This window comes from Oleiphilus messinensis (assembly GCF_002162375.1).
Lineage (GTDB): Bacteria > Pseudomonadota > Gammaproteobacteria > Pseudomonadales > Oleiphilaceae > Oleiphilus > Oleiphilus messinensis.
Genome location: NZ_CP021425.1, coordinates 2,170,588 through 2,185,904, shown reverse-complemented (window position 1 = coordinate 2,185,904; position 15,317 = coordinate 2,170,588). Strand labels below are relative to the sequence as shown.

At 42.6% G+C, this 15,317-nt stretch carries 13 protein-coding genes; 1 reads left to right on the top strand and 12 read right to left on the bottom strand.

What is annotated here, in order from left to right:
• Nucleotides 1-28: 28 nt before the first annotated feature.
• From OLMES_RS09570 to OLMES_RS09555, 4 genes are all read right to left on the bottom strand, one after another.
• Nucleotides 29-760, bottom strand: a complete 732-nt coding sequence (locus tag OLMES_RS09570; protein ID WP_198343284.1) for an SDR family oxidoreductase — start codon at nucleotides 758-760, stop codon at nucleotides 29-31.
• 2 nt (nucleotides 761-762) lie between these two features.
• Nucleotides 763-2,022, bottom strand: coding sequence for an FAD-binding oxidoreductase (locus OLMES_RS09565; protein WP_157678236.1), 1,260 nt, complete (start codon nucleotides 2,020-2,022; stop codon nucleotides 763-765).
• Nucleotides 2,023-2,095: 73 nt separating this feature from the next.
• Nucleotides 2,096-3,529, bottom strand: a complete 1,434-nt coding sequence (locus tag OLMES_RS09560) for a UbiA family prenyltransferase (protein WP_198343283.1) — start codon at nucleotides 3,527-3,529, stop codon at nucleotides 2,096-2,098.
• Nucleotides 3,530-3,534: 5 nt separating this feature from the next.
• Nucleotides 3,535-5,166 carry a hypothetical protein gene (locus OLMES_RS09555; protein ID WP_087461055.1) on the bottom strand — a complete coding sequence of 544 codons (1,632 nt, stop codon included), beginning with the start codon at nucleotides 5,164-5,166 and terminating at the stop codon, nucleotides 3,535-3,537.
• 394 nt (nucleotides 5,167-5,560) lie between these two features.
• Here OLMES_RS09555 and OLMES_RS09550 point away from each other — a divergent pair, with 394 nt between their 5' ends.
• Complete coding sequence (locus OLMES_RS09550) at nucleotides 5,561-6,619, top strand: glycosyltransferase family 2 protein (RefSeq protein WP_157678235.1); 1,059 nt, start codon at nucleotides 5,561-5,563, stop codon at nucleotides 6,617-6,619.
• 17 nt (nucleotides 6,620-6,636) lie between these two features.
• Here the strand turns inward: OLMES_RS09550 and OLMES_RS09545 are convergent, their stop codons facing one another.
• From OLMES_RS09545 to rfbG, 8 genes are all read right to left on the bottom strand, one after another.
• A complete protein-coding gene (locus OLMES_RS09545; protein WP_087459477.1) occupies nucleotides 6,637-7,929 on the bottom strand; it encodes an IS4 family transposase in 1,293 nt (430 codons plus the stop codon).
• 121 nt (nucleotides 7,930-8,050) lie between these two features.
• Nucleotides 8,051-9,559: an oligosaccharide flippase family protein gene (locus tag OLMES_RS09540; RefSeq protein ID WP_087461053.1), complete on the bottom strand. Its 1,509-nt coding sequence runs from the start codon at nucleotides 9,557-9,559 to the stop codon at nucleotides 8,051-8,053.
• A 9-nt stretch (nucleotides 9,560-9,568) separates the two neighbouring features.
• Nucleotides 9,569-10,393, bottom strand: coding sequence for a cephalosporin hydroxylase family protein (locus tag OLMES_RS09535; RefSeq protein WP_232465306.1), 825 nt, complete (start codon nucleotides 10,391-10,393; stop codon nucleotides 9,569-9,571).
• Nucleotides 10,386-11,072 carry a NeuD/PglB/VioB family sugar acetyltransferase gene (locus OLMES_RS09530; protein ID WP_087461051.1) on the bottom strand — a complete coding sequence of 229 codons (687 nt, stop codon included), beginning with the start codon at nucleotides 11,070-11,072 and terminating at the stop codon, nucleotides 10,386-10,388. The genes OLMES_RS09535 and OLMES_RS09530 overlap by 8 nt, the downstream gene beginning before the upstream one ends.
• A gap of 275 nt (nucleotides 11,073-11,347) precedes the next feature.
• Complete coding sequence (locus tag OLMES_RS09525; protein ID WP_087461050.1) at nucleotides 11,348-12,448, bottom strand: DegT/DnrJ/EryC1/StrS family aminotransferase; 1,101 nt, start codon at nucleotides 12,446-12,448, stop codon at nucleotides 11,348-11,350.
• Between the two features lie 16 nt (nucleotides 12,449-12,464).
• On the bottom strand, nucleotides 12,465-13,688 hold the full coding sequence (locus tag OLMES_RS09520; RefSeq protein WP_087461049.1) for a class I SAM-dependent methyltransferase: 1,224 nt from the start codon (nucleotides 13,686-13,688) through the stop codon (nucleotides 12,465-12,467).
• Complete coding sequence (locus OLMES_RS09515) at nucleotides 13,685-14,239, bottom strand: dTDP-4-dehydrorhamnose 3,5-epimerase family protein (RefSeq protein WP_087461048.1); 555 nt, start codon at nucleotides 14,237-14,239, stop codon at nucleotides 13,685-13,687. Before OLMES_RS09515 ends, OLMES_RS09520 begins: the two co-directional genes overlap by 4 nt.
• On the bottom strand, nucleotides 14,239-15,315 hold the full coding sequence (gene rfbG / locus OLMES_RS09510) for a CDP-glucose 4,6-dehydratase (protein ID WP_087461047.1): 1,077 nt from the start codon (nucleotides 15,313-15,315) through the stop codon (nucleotides 14,239-14,241). Before rfbG ends, OLMES_RS09515 begins: the two co-directional genes overlap by 1 nt.
• Nucleotides 15,316-15,317 lie beyond the last annotated feature (2 nt).

Genomic DNA, 15,317 nt, shown 5'->3' with positions numbered 1-15,317 from the left:
TCAACGATAACGACAATCGAGAAGAGGGCTACAGCGATAACCGCTTGAAGACAAATTCCGGAATACAGCGAATAAGTAACATGATCCAAAACCAAAACCATTTGCTATAAACCACATCGCGTTTTTTCTGCACAGCTGAGAAAATATCATCAGCGACCTCCTGAGGTTCTGCTGTGAGCAACCCAGGTAACTTCATACCTTTCGTCATAGCAGTACGAACGAATCCAGGTTTTACAGTCATTACGCCAACTCCACTCTGATGAAGCTTGTTTCGAAGTCCTGAAAGATAAGCGGTAAAACCTGCCTTTGCGGAACCATATAAATAGTTGCTCTTTCGCCCACGATCCCCGGCTACAGAACTAATACCAATTAGCAAACCACTCCCTCTTGCCTCAAACAACTCAGCAAACAAATTGAAAATAGCCACCGGCCCGAGATAATTTGTCTTCAGAACTAATTGAGCCTGAAGACAACTTTCATCCAGCCCTTGCTGTTCCACCATTAAACCAACTGCACATACAACGATATCAGGCAATATCGGTAATTTATCGACAAATACTTGTTGCGTTTCGAGAGAAAGCACATCAAATTCGTGAACACTGGAAGCAACTGAATAGCGAATTCGTATATCTGCACAATCTTTTTCCAAATCAGCAGCATTCCGAGCCGCGAGCAAAACATCATAGCCCGCTTTGGCAAAACGATGGGCAGTCGCAAGCCCTATGTCTGATCGAGCGCCTAGGATAAGTACAGTAGACATAATTAAAGACCTAACCGAATAGATTGAAGGGAGGAGATTTTGCTTTGAGGATCAATCTCACGCCTTAACGCGCGAAAATGATTAACTGCCTCACCATAGGTTGCGTCAAACAACTGTTGTGCCATTCGGGAGTCTTTCGTTAAGTATAGACGGCCCCCATACTCACGCGTGACAACATCCAGTTTAGCCAGCAAGCCGGGTAACGTATTGAAGTAAGGTAAATCAAGCGCTAACGTATAACCGTTAATTGGAAACGAAAGCCCTCCCCGGCCACCACCCAGATACTTCAAAACAGCGAGAAAAGAGCCTAGTCCTGCTTGAGAGATAATGCTAAGTATTTCGGTCAGCCCTTCCCGGCTCGATGCCAAAGGGAACGCTACTTGGTATTGTACAAACCCCTTTTTGCCATAGATCCGGTTCCAATTTAAGAGTGAATCTAAGGGGAAGAAGAATGTCTCCAAATCCACCAAACTCTCTGCCCGTCTTGAAGAAAAATTATAATAAATCCAATTAAACGCTTTAACTGAGTGCCGGTTTAGTGCCCCTGAAGGAAACTCAAATGGGATATCAATTTTACGTTTGCGCACAAGTTGTAAAGGTTTTTTACTCATCTCCAGAGGTAATTCCTCAACTCCAGCATGTTCACCAAACATGACTAAAGATCGACCTGAATTTGCCCTTCTCGCTAAACAATCAATCCAGGCCACGCTGTAAGTGGCATTGAGATTAGCCTCGAAAATCCCCATCGCCTCTTTCAAATTGGCAGCTCTAAATACTCGCTGCCGAACATGGGCACTCGGAATTCGTTTAAGAAACAGCGTCACCTGTAGAATTATTCCGGTCAGACCCATTCCACCGATCGTCGCATAAAACAGAGGGGCACGCTCTTGCCGAGAACACTGAACAATGTCACCATTCGCCATTAATAGTTTAAAACTGGAAATGCAATTGGCAAACGAGCCATCTTTATGATGATTTTTACCATGCACATCTGAAGCGACCGCTCCACCTATGGAAACAAATTTCGTTCCCGGGACTACAGGCAAGAACCAACCTCGCGAGACGAAAATATCAACGATATCAGCAACTGATACCCCAGCCTCACAGGTTAGAATGCCTTGAAGTGGGTCAAAATCGATAAGTCGATCGAATTTGCACATCGATACCACAGTTTTGGAGAGCGCAGAATCGCCATAGGATCGACCCATTCCTCTAGCTATTAAGCCTTTTGATGCAACCACAAAGGATGCAAGTTCATCCATTGAACGAAAGGAATACATGTCTGCGTCTATGCGAGGGAATCTCCCCCAACCACTAAGATTCACTAGATCACACTCACTTAGCCCAAAAAACAATAACTAAAAGTAAACCTCCAGCGACATAACTCACTCTATCCTTCAGCGCCCAAATTATTGGATCCGAAGCCACTAAACCCCGGTGCGCCTTTAGCCATGTGCGACTAACCCAATAAAGCAATATCGGGCATATCAGCCATAATAATTGTGGATTCTGGTAAAGCCGGGTAACTTCCTGACTATTAAGATACAATGCGATTACAAGCACAGAAATATAACCGCTGCTACCGCCTAAAGACGCCAATAGTTCAAAATCTGAAACCTGATAATCTCTTCCTGAAATTTTACCACCGGTATTTTGCATGCTTTTTCTCAGTTCAACGTAACGCTTGATGATTGCTAAACTAAGGAATATAAACATCGAATATGCCAATAACCAAAATGAGTGTGGCACATTGAGGACGACAGTCCCAGCGACAATTCGGCAAGTATAAAGGAGCGCTAGCGCGATAACATCGGCAATCATTTTTCGTTTGAGCAAAAACGAGTAAGTTACCGTAAGCGCATAATAGCCCAGCAATACCACAAGTAATTGCATTGACAACAAACTTGCCATCAAAACTGCAGATAGCAAAAGGACTGGTATCAAAAAAACACCTAATACGGGAGACAGCGAACCCGATGCAAAGGGTCTTTTACACTTGTCTGGATGAACTCGATCATCGGGTAGGTCAATTAAGTCATTCAGAAGATATACGGATGATGCGCAGAGGCAAAATGTGAAAAACGCGAGAACTGCATTGAACCAATTAAGTGCCTCGTGGTACTCATGGGAAAGGAATAAAGGTATAAAAATTAATAAATTTTTAACCCACTGATGACATCGCAATGCTTTCAAGATTTCTAGCTGTTTAACAACCCCTTGGACAAACAATCGGTCTATCCGATAACTTTTACGTAAGCTCTGAATCAAACCAACTTCGGGATTAACAACAATGACTTCGCTCGCCGAATGCCAGACCTTCTTGTCTGCATGAGCATTTCCGGCATAAGCGAAAGCATTTTCACCGAACACAGCGACCAGTTTCCTTTGTTTTTGCTCTCCAGAAAGATTAACCGAGGCAGTAGAAGCATAAACTTCATCAAATAAATCGAAATAGTCTGCTATCGAGCTGGCTAATTTAAAATTCGAAGCAGTTGCAAGCACAATGAAACGGCCTTTAGCCTTTTCTTCGCGCAAAAACGCAACTAACTCCTCGTTATAAGGGATGAGGGCTGGATCCAAGGTCACTCTTTCAGCAATATATGCCTTAAGCGCAGCCTTGCCACGCATGAAAAGTATGACAGGCAGAATAAACAAAACCAGGGGTTGGGCTCGCAACAGTTGAAAACACGACTCGACCAATAAATCTGTCTTGGCTAATGTACCATCCAGGTCAACAACTAATGGTAAATTTTCTCTTATTGTACTCACACAGATTACTTCGAGACGTTTGTAATATCTATCGGAATATCGAGAGCGAGCGCATTCGCAGAGTACAGCTTGTTTTGGTGCACAAAATCGGGCGACAAGTCTAAGGCACTCATCGCCGACTTAACGGCATTCTCACCCTCAAAAATTAAATACCCACCATTTAGATCAGCGTTAATTTTATTCACGGCCTCGCGATTTAGCTTCGACGGTATTTTCTTGGCATCAACCCCCGTCAGAAAATGGAATAATTTGGGGTTTTGAAGCACCACCGTATCATCGGCGCGCAATTCTAACGTCGTTATAATGTGCTTGAAATAACGCACATACAAGGGGGATGCGAGATGGCTGTACATAGCTGGAGAATTTCTTGTTAACGGGTAATTCGGAGTTCCAGCTTCTTGCCAATTTTGAGAGCCATGCTTAAACACCAGACCCCCTTGAATCCAAACCAAGACTAAAGTTGCGATAACAGGTACAAGCAGCAACTGGGCGTAACGTGTTGTATCTATTCGTACAATTAGTCTGTATATAACGATATACAATACCGCGATTAAGCAAGGTGACACCAAAGCAATGTATCTGATACGAATCGCCTCGAAGTTTGTCACCGAGCGCAATACGATCAGTGCAATTAAATAGACCAGAAATGCCGCTCCCAGTGCATACTGAAGGTAAGTCAGGTTTTTGTCTTCAATCCGGATAATTTGCTTTTCACCTGCATTTAGTCCACGTCGAATCACAATTACACTTAAAACCGAAATGAATAAAGCTGCGAGTACTCCCCAACTTTGATTTGGGAATAGCAATAATAGTGAATCAAACACTGCGTCAAAGTTATCAAAAAGAGATAGGTCGGATGATTGTCTCGCCTTGTGACCAACATCTCCCCCTGTAATATCCCCCAGTAAATGGTTACGAATCAACCACGCAACAACCAAAGCACTGTAGAAGATCCCCGAAACTAGATAAATGTGGAAAGTGTTCTTTCGATTTGCAGAAAGCAACCATGTAAGCGGAATCAAGAAGCCAAACACGATGCCAATATATCGGGTGTAAAACAGTCCCGCTAAAAACATTGCCAGCAGCAATAACACACCAAGTAATTTTAATCTGGACGGCTGCTCAGCCAAGCGAACAGCCTGTGATCCAAAATAGATCGCCCCCAGCAACAAACAAACAAAGAGGGACTCGCTCCATGCATAAGTAGAAATAATTAGATTGGCAGAAGATACATAAAAAGTGATCACCGCCAGAGCAGCTAAAACACGACCTATTCGCGCACGAAGCAATAAAAACATGAATATCCCGCTCAAAGCCAACGTTAGCATCATAGCTTGAACTGCGGCAAAGGACGGGTTATTTTCAATCCCAGGAAACACTGCTAGAAGTATAGGATACAATGGAGGCCAAACCGTGAAAGGCTCAAATGTTTGCCCACCGATGAGAAAACCTGTACTCACAATCCCATGCCCCAAGTGAATATTACGCGCAGCATCCAGGTAAGAGACAGAGTCAGGACTAATTGCGATACCAAAAGGTGTCAGCTTTAATACCAATATACAGGCTAAAACTGACAGTAAGAACATGATTAAAATAGATGCGTATTTTTGATGAAAGGGTACTATGTTTGACTGCAAGAGGTAGAACTCCTTGATTGGAAAATTTCCCTGGTCAATTCTCCACTTTTTAGCAAGGGCAATAACTGGAAAATAACAAATTGATCATAAAACACGAAGACAGTTTAGAGTCGAAAAAAACTGTCGTTCCGCCCCCCCCTAAAATTAGCAGAATATTACGTTTACGCCAGAGTTAAAGGCAAACTAACTGCATCTAGAACAAGATAATTGGAACTGACTATCGGTGACTCAGTCTGTTTTTTCTGATCCTCCAAATAAATTCTAACGCTGTAAAGAGATGATCCGATGGGCAACAGATGAATGAAAACTCAAGGGCCTACTCTCCTTAGGTGGATTCAAACACTGTCGTCCAATAAGATATGGTAGAAGAAAGTTACCTAAGAGGCTTTATAAGTTGAAATCAACTACTCCCAAGATTATTACAACTGTAATTCCAACATACAGACGCCCTCAAACATTGAAAAGGTCGATTCTGAGCGCTCTAGGTCAAAACATAGATGGTTTAATCGTTAGTGTTTATGACAATCACTCCGGGGACGAAACGAAAGACGTAGTAAACGCACTTTGCGAACACTCGCCGTCAATAAATTACCATATTCATGACAGAAATATCGGTGCTGCGTTGAATTTTGAATATGGGCTGAAAAGTGTTACGACCCCTTATTTTTCACTACTCTCTGATGACGACTACCTTCTGCCAGATTTCTACCGCAGGGCCATCAACGCTCTAGAGATGCACCCGAATGCTATCTTTTGGGCGGGTACTACGCTCAACGTAGATGAACAAGGACTAATTTGGGATGCAAGAGTAGATAGATGGCCAGATGAAGGAGTGTTCTCTCCTCCTCACGGTATTTTCCACATAATGCAAGGCATGTCTCCAACCTGGACAGGTATTGTTTTCAGGAAAGAAGTACTCGACAGTATCGGACTCCCAGACAAAGAGACATTGGGCCCCTCAGATCTTGACTTTGTTCTCAAAGCCGCAGCAAAACATTCATATATTGTCGAGAAACACCCATCAGCAGTCTTTACAATCAACCCAAATTCATTTAGCTGCACTGAACCTCTTTCATCTTTTTGGCCTGGCTGGAAAAAAATGTTTAAAAATATCGAACACATTACCAAGGATTACTCTCCAGAGATAAGAGCGGAGATTCTGAAAACCCTACACGATGACGCAAAAAGAATGTTGTTTCGGCGAGGAGCAAATGCTATCGCAAAAAAAAGAAATGATTTCGCAAAAGACGCAGCCAACGTATTGCGTGAAGAGTACGGAACATTAACCCTGAGCGTCTTATTAAAAGTGATAGCACGACTCTGTAGCCAAAACAGAATCGCTCAGAATTTATATACCAGAGCGTACCAAGCTGGAGAAAGAAAAATAATATCAGATAAAGAAAGCATCCAGAGAAAATTTGAACATTTGGTTCGACCTAGTACAGACTCATAGGTAGAACATTAAGCCACCTAACAGAGCTGTAGACCCAAACTGAATTTACCCGAATCACAGTCTCTTTTGGGGTGAGCACGTCCAGCATAACGCCCAAGAAAGTTAATCAATTTGCGCGCATTGAGCTTAGTTGCTTTTCGGTCAACGCGCATGATGCCGAGCATCGTATCGCAAAAAGTCACTGTGCAGCACATCGCAGCTTTTCGAGTGGATAGCACTTTGCCGAGTATGCGTTGTGCGCTGTGGCAAATAAAACGCTTCATGAGTGCCGCCGTAATCGCCGCCCAGATTAGCCCGGTTGCTATTGATTCCTTGCCGGTATCAAAGCACCGTAGATTGGCATAGGATTTCCACTCTTTGAATAACAACTCGATTTGCCAGCGAAGCCGGTAAGCCTCACTCACCTCGTCCAGAGAAAACTGCTCTTGAGGAAGGTTGGTTATCAGCCAGGAGAATTTCTTTTCCCGCTTGATCCAACAAGCAACCAATCTTGCGGTGATTGTGTGCTTTCCTTTTTTCCAGGAAACAATTAATTCCGTACGTTGTCGCTTGAACAGCTTGCCTTGCACTGTTTTCAGCGGCTTTCCCTTCACGTGCTTCAGCATTTTTCCATCTTCTCGATAAGCAGCCTCGACGACTGGATTAATGTTGTTCTTACACCGCGCGATATAAAACCCTCCAGTATCCTGCAAGTTCTGAAACCACTCCAGATCGAAGTACCCCCGGTCAAGCAGCAACAAACACCCGGATAGCGTTTGGGGCTCAGGGAGGTAGTCCCGCTCGCTGGCGGTATCGGGGGTCAACGAGATAGAACAGGGCTGATCTGCTAGAAGATCCATGGTCACTTGAAGTTCAACAGCGGCAGGGCTGATGGTTTTGAAACGACCAGGAAACGATTTCTTCAACGAGTCCTTCACAGCAAACGAGCTGCCATCCTGAATCAGAATCTGTTTGAACTGATGAAAAGAGTGGCCTTCTGGAAAAGCCAGAGAGGGTTGCAACCAATCTGTGAGGAGTGATGACAGTACTTCGCGCATAAACTCAGGAAACTCGGGCTTCGAAAATTGATTGTGAAAGGCCCGATAAGAGATATTGCTCTCCGACCACTCGCAGTACCGCCGCTGAATGTCTGCCACACTTTCTATGGTGCTCGAGGCCATCACTGCAACCAGGCATGTGACTAGATTAAAAGGCGTAATTCGTCTCTGCCGCACACAGAAATCTTCTTGTTTAGCGATTTCAGTAATTTTTTCTGGGTTGAGGGAATGGGTGAGTTTTTCAAGAAATGTGGTAAATTTACGCTGATTCATTCTGCTTTAGGGTCGGTAGTGTGTTTGACGACTAACAATCTACCTTATTGCAGGATGAATCCATATTAATATCATCAAGTTACCCTGCTTTTTTGCTTAATGTTCTACCTATGAGTACAGACTAACCAAGAGTCTTTCTATTTAAGAAAAAGGACACGACCCATAGACGAACAACTGAAGATGAGAGCCCTGTTAAAATGCCAACAACAATACACGTTACAACTAGCGAAACGAACCCAATTAGATCTCGTGTAATCTCAGGTATTATATTTAGGCAAATGATTGAAGAACAAAATGCAACCAAAATAGCAGGCAAAGAGTCTTTGAAGAACCACTGCCCCCATTTCCCAGGCATCAATCTCGAATGCATTATTGGCAATGTAATAAACACATTAGCCAAATTTAACACAACTGATAAACTTGCAGCCCCCAACATCCCATAATTAGATATCGCCCAAAAACAAAAGGGCACAGCAAACAATAGACTTAAACCATTCGCGAGGACACTTAAATTAGTCCACCCATTAGCCAATTGATAAGCGTAGGGTATGTTTAACAGACCGTTTATCGCAACCCCTGCAACCATTATTGCGACAATATCCTTTACCTGATTAGATAAGTGAGCATCACCGGTCCACAGAAGTATTATTTGTTCAGAAAATACAATGAGTACAGAGGCTATAACCGACAAAATCACTGAAGCCAACTGACAACCTTGCCTATAAAGAATAAGCATTGAGGCCCCGTCACGTAAAGATACTAGACGACTAAACCTGGGATAGAGTGCATTAAATATAGGCAAAATTAATCGCCCAACTCCTGCCGAGACACTTACTGCAATAGTATAATGACCCAGATCGCTTAATGAAGTTAGCCCAGCCAACATAAGTCGGTCAATCTGGGTTAACATCAACGCTAACAGAGTAATAAGGAACACCCCTGCTGCAAAGTTCGAAATTAGTTTTATCTCATCAAACTGAAAAGATCTACCACTTGCAATCTTTGGCAACTTCCACCAGACGGCACACATTAAAACTAACGTCTGAACTATACCTATAATGGCATTCCACCATAAAAAAACAGTAATTGACGGCTCGATCGAGTAAAGACAGGGCAGAACACCCACACATCTAACTGTAGTACTAACGGCAATAATTAGGTTTAGTAAAGGTTGTAGTTCAAGCCCAGACAGGCAATTAGAATAAAAATTACTTGGCCAAAAACAAGCAACGACAATCCCAATGATTGTTAGTGCATTTCCTATTTCACTATCAGAGAAGGATTTTCCATGAAGCCATACTTCAGCAAGCCAACCACTGCACATGAAAATTAGGGTACCGATAATTATTGACATGGGCCAAACAACCCATTCAATAGTTCTCACTAAGGTGCTAATTGACTGGCAAGACGCCTTCCGATTTACTCGAATGGATATTTCTCGATTGACAGCACCTCCCAGACCAAAATCAAACAACTGAGAAATTGCTTGTAAGCTAAGCATTATGCCAACTAACCCAAAAGCTTCGCTACCGAGTATCTCCATGTACAAAGGTACAAAAGCTATCATCACGACAGAAGTCCATATCTGACCAATATAATTAGCCGTGACATTCACTTTTAACGTTGACATATCTTACTGCTATTCAATTCGACGCAAATAACCATCCGGGGCTACAGTAATCAGCAGCTTTTGCTCGACTGTTTTATCTATTTCGAATTTAAGAGGTATTCCACCTTTAGAGTGAATATCCTTTTCATTCAGCTCATCTAAGTATTGCATTACAGCAGTTTTTGGATTGTTACCTTGCCCCCAAGGACGATCAGGAAAAAGGCTATCAGGAAGGTCCTCAACCACGGTGTCAAAAACAATGCAATAACTCCCTTTTGTAGTTAAAGGTGCATACGCTCTTAGCTCCTCCAGTACGTGCTCATGAGTATGATTAGAGTCAAGTATTACCAAAACTCTCTCGTATTTAGAAGCATACTCGTGAACGCGATTGATTATATCGGTATCTATAGAGGATCCTTGTAACATATCAATTTTGTGGTGTAGAGGATGCTCTTCAATCGCTTTTAAATTGTGAGGGCGAATTTCTATATCTATCCCCAAAACACGTCGATTTGACTCATTAGGATCAAGCACACAGCCCTGCTCCACAGCTTCACAATAATCCAACATAGATAGCATTGCTGCACTTAAGATTAGAGACCCACCATGTGCAATTCCAGTCTCAATAATCAGATCTGGCTTAACGGACCATACCACTTCTTGTAATTGAACTATGTCCTGAGGAAATTGAATTATTGGTCTACCTAACACATTAAAATTATAAGTATATTTATACTGTGCGGTACGGATATTCCAATCTAAGGAGCGTTGGCGCAGTTCTTCATCTTGCCCCATTTTCTCGATATTAGCTTTACACTCTTGACGAAACTGGATCAAAGGTTTAACGTCACTCACTAAAAATATCTCCACCATCAAACACTTGATTATTTGTTTTTATAATCTTCCCCGGGTTTCCCACAACTACACTGTAGTCTGGAATACTCTTGGTAACAACAGCACCAGCACCGATTGTTGACCACTTTCCAATTGTAATCCTGGGGAGTATTGTCGCGTTTGTTCCTATAAAGCACCCGTCCCCGATCTCACAGCACCCAGACACACTTACAGCATGAGCTAAAAATACAGAATTACCGATTGAGGATTCATGACCGATCAAGCTCCCCATATGAATGCTGGCATTATCGCCAATTGAAACCCCAGCTTGAACGATTACACTTTCCTGAATATAGTTGCCCACGCCAATATCAGTCATTGTTAGGTTGACATTCGGGTGTACAAAATTGGTGAATTTCCCCCCCAGTCTAGCGATCTCGCGACTAACCGAAAACCGGGACTGTAAATCACCAGTGATTAGATTAACAAATTGAATACCAAGTTCCACCAACCTAGGTACACACTCAACTCCCCCAAAAATAGGGTATCCATAAAACTCTGTACCCTTCTTGTCAGGGTCGTTATCTATGAAACCATAGACCCTGAAATTAGGTGTAGCAGTTTGCACCGCTAGGATCATCCTGATTGTTTCGGGATTTGCTGCCCCAACAAAAACTATCGAACCGCTGTTGACATTCATTAGAAGGCCTCTTTATTTTAATCCTATTGGTTACCTCTCGGCATTTCCTGATCATGACTAAATCACGAATATTAATTAGTTCAGCTAAGTTTGATTACTTTTTTTAACGCAGTCACTTTTACACAAATAAAATAAGCAATTCACATCGACCAACTCCGTCGCGAAACAATACCGCCTACCTTAATAAATTTGCCCTAAAATCTGACCATTCACCATGCCTTATATATTCCTTGGTGATCGTAATAGGAGAACTCTTTAGTAGCTTTAACAACCGACTACAACAATGATCGGATAACATCAACCACTCTGTCTTGCTCTGAAAATGTAATATCATGGTAGCTGGGCAAATTACAGGCCCGAGCACTAATAGAGTAAGCATTTGGTGTATTGTTTTTGCTGTTAAAGACATCCAACGCCGAGAGCGGCCAAAAAAATACCCTGGCATCAATATCGTTTTGTTGAAATGTCCGAATAAGTAATTCTCGGGAAATACCCAATTTTTGATCAAATACAATATTCGGCATCCAATAGCCGCTTTCACAACCATACTTTTTGGGATTCAATGTTATGCCTTCAAGCGAATGTAGATTGTCGTAATAATAAGTAAAAATCTGCTTTTTCCTTTGCACTAGCTCCTCAAGCCTTTCCGCTTGAGCACAACCAAGAGCTGCTTGAATGTTTGATATTTTATACTTATACCCGATTGACTCCGCCCAAAACTGCCTACTCTCAATAGAGGATCTTCCATGGTTAGAAAACGTCAACACCTTATCAAATAGAGCTTGGTCATTGGTAACAAACATTCCCCCTTCACCAGTGGTCATTGTCTTTGTGCCATGAAATGAAAATACGCCGAAATCACCTATGCTGCCAGCGCTGTTACCAAAATAGCTTGACCCTATCGCCTCTGCTGAGTCCTCAATCACCGCCAAATCATACTTATCGGCGATTCTCAGGATCTGATTCATATCACACAAATTCCCGTACAGATGCACAGCAATTATTGCTTTAGTATCCTTTGTGACTGCGGCCTCAATCTGACGGGGGTCTATACACCATGTATCTTCCAATATATCTACAAAGACAGGCGTTGCTCCCAAATGCACTACTGGGGCAACCGAGGCAATCCAATTTGTATCAGCCAGTATTACCTCATCCCCCCTACCTATGCCGAGAGCGGCCAACCCCATATGAAGCGCTCCAGTGCAGCTCGAAGTCGCTATTGCATAGTCAACCCCCAGATGATCTTTGAAGGATTTCTCAAATTTGTGAATATAATCATAACATGACGCCCCCCAACCATTTCTAATTGCGTCTTCTACATAACTGATTTCGAGACTGGTTATCGAAGGTTTTGTGTAAGCAATCTTCATCATAAATTTCACACTATGTTCACATCATCTCTAGTCTCGGAACGGCTCTCAGCAGTCTTCCGCCCCACTCCCTCACATAGTCCAGCTGCACCACGATTTCGTTGACTAAATTCCATGGCAATACTAAAACGTAGTCAGGTTTATCATCACGTAACACTTGCTCATCAACTATCGGGAGGTGTGATCCCGGCATATAAAGGCCTTGTTTATACGGTGAAGCATCCACGACGTAAGAAATCAAATCAGAATGGATACCACAATAGTTTAAAAGTGTATTACCCTTCGCTGCTGCCCCATATGCTGCTATTCGCTTACCATCTTTTTTTTGTTGAACTAAGAATCCCACTAAATTTAACTTTATTTCGAGTACTCTTTCTTGAAAGTCTGAGAAGGCTTGAGAAGAAAGTAAACCAAACTCTTCTTCTTCCTTCAGAATTCTGAGCCTGTTATCGCTTAAACTTCTTTGATCTTCTTCATGGCAAGCAAATACGCGCAAACTCCCCCCATGAGTATCAAGCTCGTCTACATCAAACACTTTGAGGCCAACTGCTTTAAAAACGGTTTCGACCACATTGAGAGAAAGATAGGAGTAGTGCTCATGATATACCGTGTCAAACTGACAGTGTTTAATCAGCTGTAACAAATGTGGGAACTCAAGCGTTATCGTTCCTTCACTCTTAAGTGCAATTTTCAAGCCTTTAGCAAAGTCATTAATATCAGGGACATGAGCCAGAACATTATTGCAGACAATCAGGTCAGCAGCTTTTCCCATATGTACAAGAGATTCAGCCAAATCCGTTCCAAAAAACTTTCGAATTACAGGAATACCTTTAGACTCAGCTACAGATGCAGTACTATCTGTCGGTTCTATACCTAAACATGGTATCCCCGCATTGAGCATGTTCTTCAATAGATAGCCATCATTCGAAGCGACTTCTACCACGAGAGACCTGCCCCCTAAAGATAAACGTTTAATTATATCTTCACAAAAAACAGAAGCGTGTTCTAACCAACTTTGAGAATACGAAGAAAAGTATGCATAATCAGAGGAAAATAGTTCTTTCTCACTAGCATAATCCTCCGTTTGAACCAACCAACACCTATCACACACATATAGTCGAAGTGGAAAATGCGTTTCGGGGAACAATAAGGAATCTTCAGACAGGTAGGCATTGGAAGGAGGAGAGTAGCCCAAGTCTAACCAAGTTTTAATAAGTGTATTGGAACAGTGGCGACATTTCAAAGTTCAACTCCAATAAAATCTTCACTTATAAACCGATGCCGTTTATCTCGATCAGATAAAGCTTCTGAGGGGAGAGGCCAGGTGATTTTTAACTCAGGGTCATTCCATGCCAGACCCGCTTGAGCATCGGAGTTGTAATGTGCTGTATGCAAATAAAGTAAATGACTATCTTCCTCAATTGTCTGATAGCCGTGAGCAACCCCTTTAGGTATGATCACCATATTATGACTTGAAGGAGACAATTCTATCGCATACCACTTCAGGAACGTTGGCGATCTGTATCTCAGGTCGACAGCCACGTCCCAGACTCGCCCTTTAACACACCGAACCATTTTCGTTTCAGCATGAGGAGCGGTTTGATAGTGAATACCTCTGATTGTTCCTTTTTGAGTATTCACGGAGTAGTTGATCTGATTAATGGGCTGCTCCCCCACTAAGTATGGATCCAACTCTCTATCACAAAAAAAACGCTCAAAACTACCTCTGGTATCAATCAGAGGACTCGTTTCTACGACAAAAACGCCCTTTAAATACGTTTCTTCCACTTTCATTAACTACACCACACAAGCTTCTCTTCAACAGCAGACTGTATATATTCATCGAGCTGTATTCGCGAAATGGCCTCATTACTTAACTGCCATGCCTTATACCAACCAGCAGTTTGATCTATTCCTTTTTGAATACTCCATACAGGCCGCCAATTGAGTTTTTGTCTCGCTTTAGCGCTATCTAACTGTAGAGCAACTGACTCATGGAGACCATCCCCACTTGAGCTCAACCACTCAATGTCTGACCAAGTTTTTTTCATAATTTTCAAAACGTCTTCTACCCGATAATGGCCTTCATTAACCGGACCAAAGTTCCACGCATCAGCATAGTCTGAATTACCTTCAAGTAGCCGTTCTCCAAGCAACAAATAACCGGAAAGAGATTCCAACACATGCTGCCATGGACGAATCGAATTCGGCGATCTAATTGTTGCAGGTGCACCTCGCAATGCACAACGCACCACATCGGGTATAAGCCGATCATCAGACCAATCGCCTCCACCAATAACATTACCAGCACGAGCTGTTGCCACCATTGGCGAACCTATCGACCCAAAAAAAGAGCGCCTGTAGCTAGATACAAGTATTTCCGCAGCCGCTTTTGAAGCACTGTAAGGGTCGTACCCTCCCAATGCGTCAGTCTCTCTATAACCCCAAACCCATTCTTTATTCTCGTAGCACTTATCTGTCGTTACCACGATTATCGCTTTTACAGAGGTGCAACCTCTACAGGCCTCAAGTAAATTTGCTGTACCCATGACATTTGTCGACCAGCTATCCAAAGGTGATGAATAACTTTGCCGAACTAAAGACTGTGCAGCCAAGTGAAATACAATATCTGGTTTAAAGGCATTTATGGCCATACTGAGACATTGGGCATCACGTATATCAATACGTGAATCTTCAATTGAGCTTATGTCCAACAATTCCCAATGGTTATTAGGAAAATAACCACTCAAAGAAATACCTTTAATGGTTGCACCTAATTTATCCAGCCAAAGACTCAACCATGACCCTTTGAAACCTGTGTGGCCAGTAATTAATACTCGAGCTCCACGATATCTATCGCCAAACAGCATAC

Bases quoted from the DNA above. Each gene is read 5' to 3' on its own strand.
- rfbG (WP_087461047.1), bottom strand. From the start codon at position 15,315: ATGCTGTTTGGCGATAGATATCGTGGAGCTCGAGTATTAATTACTGGC.
- OLMES_RS09565 (WP_157678236.1), bottom strand. From the start codon at position 2,022: ATGGATGAACTTGCATCCTTTGTGGTTGCATCAAAAGGCTTAATAGCT.
- OLMES_RS09545 (WP_087459477.1), bottom strand. From the start codon at position 7,929: ATGAATCAGCGTAAATTTACCACATTTCTTGAAAAACTCACCCATTCC.
- OLMES_RS09525 (WP_087461050.1), bottom strand. From the start codon at position 12,448: ATGATGAAGATTGCTTACACAAAACCTTCGATAACCAGTCTCGAAATC.
- OLMES_RS09570 (WP_198343284.1), bottom strand. From the start codon at position 760: ATGTCTACTGTACTTATCCTAGGCGCTCGATCAGACATAGGGCTTGCG.
- OLMES_RS09515 (WP_087461048.1), bottom strand. From the start codon at position 14,239: ATGAAAGTGGAAGAAACGTATTTAAAGGGCGTTTTTGTCGTAGAAACG.
- OLMES_RS09530 (WP_087461051.1), bottom strand. From the start codon at position 11,072: ATGAATGTCAACAGCGGTTCGATAGTTTTTGTTGGGGCAGCAAATCCC.
- OLMES_RS09540 (WP_087461053.1), bottom strand. From the start codon at position 9,559: ATGTCAACGTTAAAAGTGAATGTCACGGCTAATTATATTGGTCAGATA.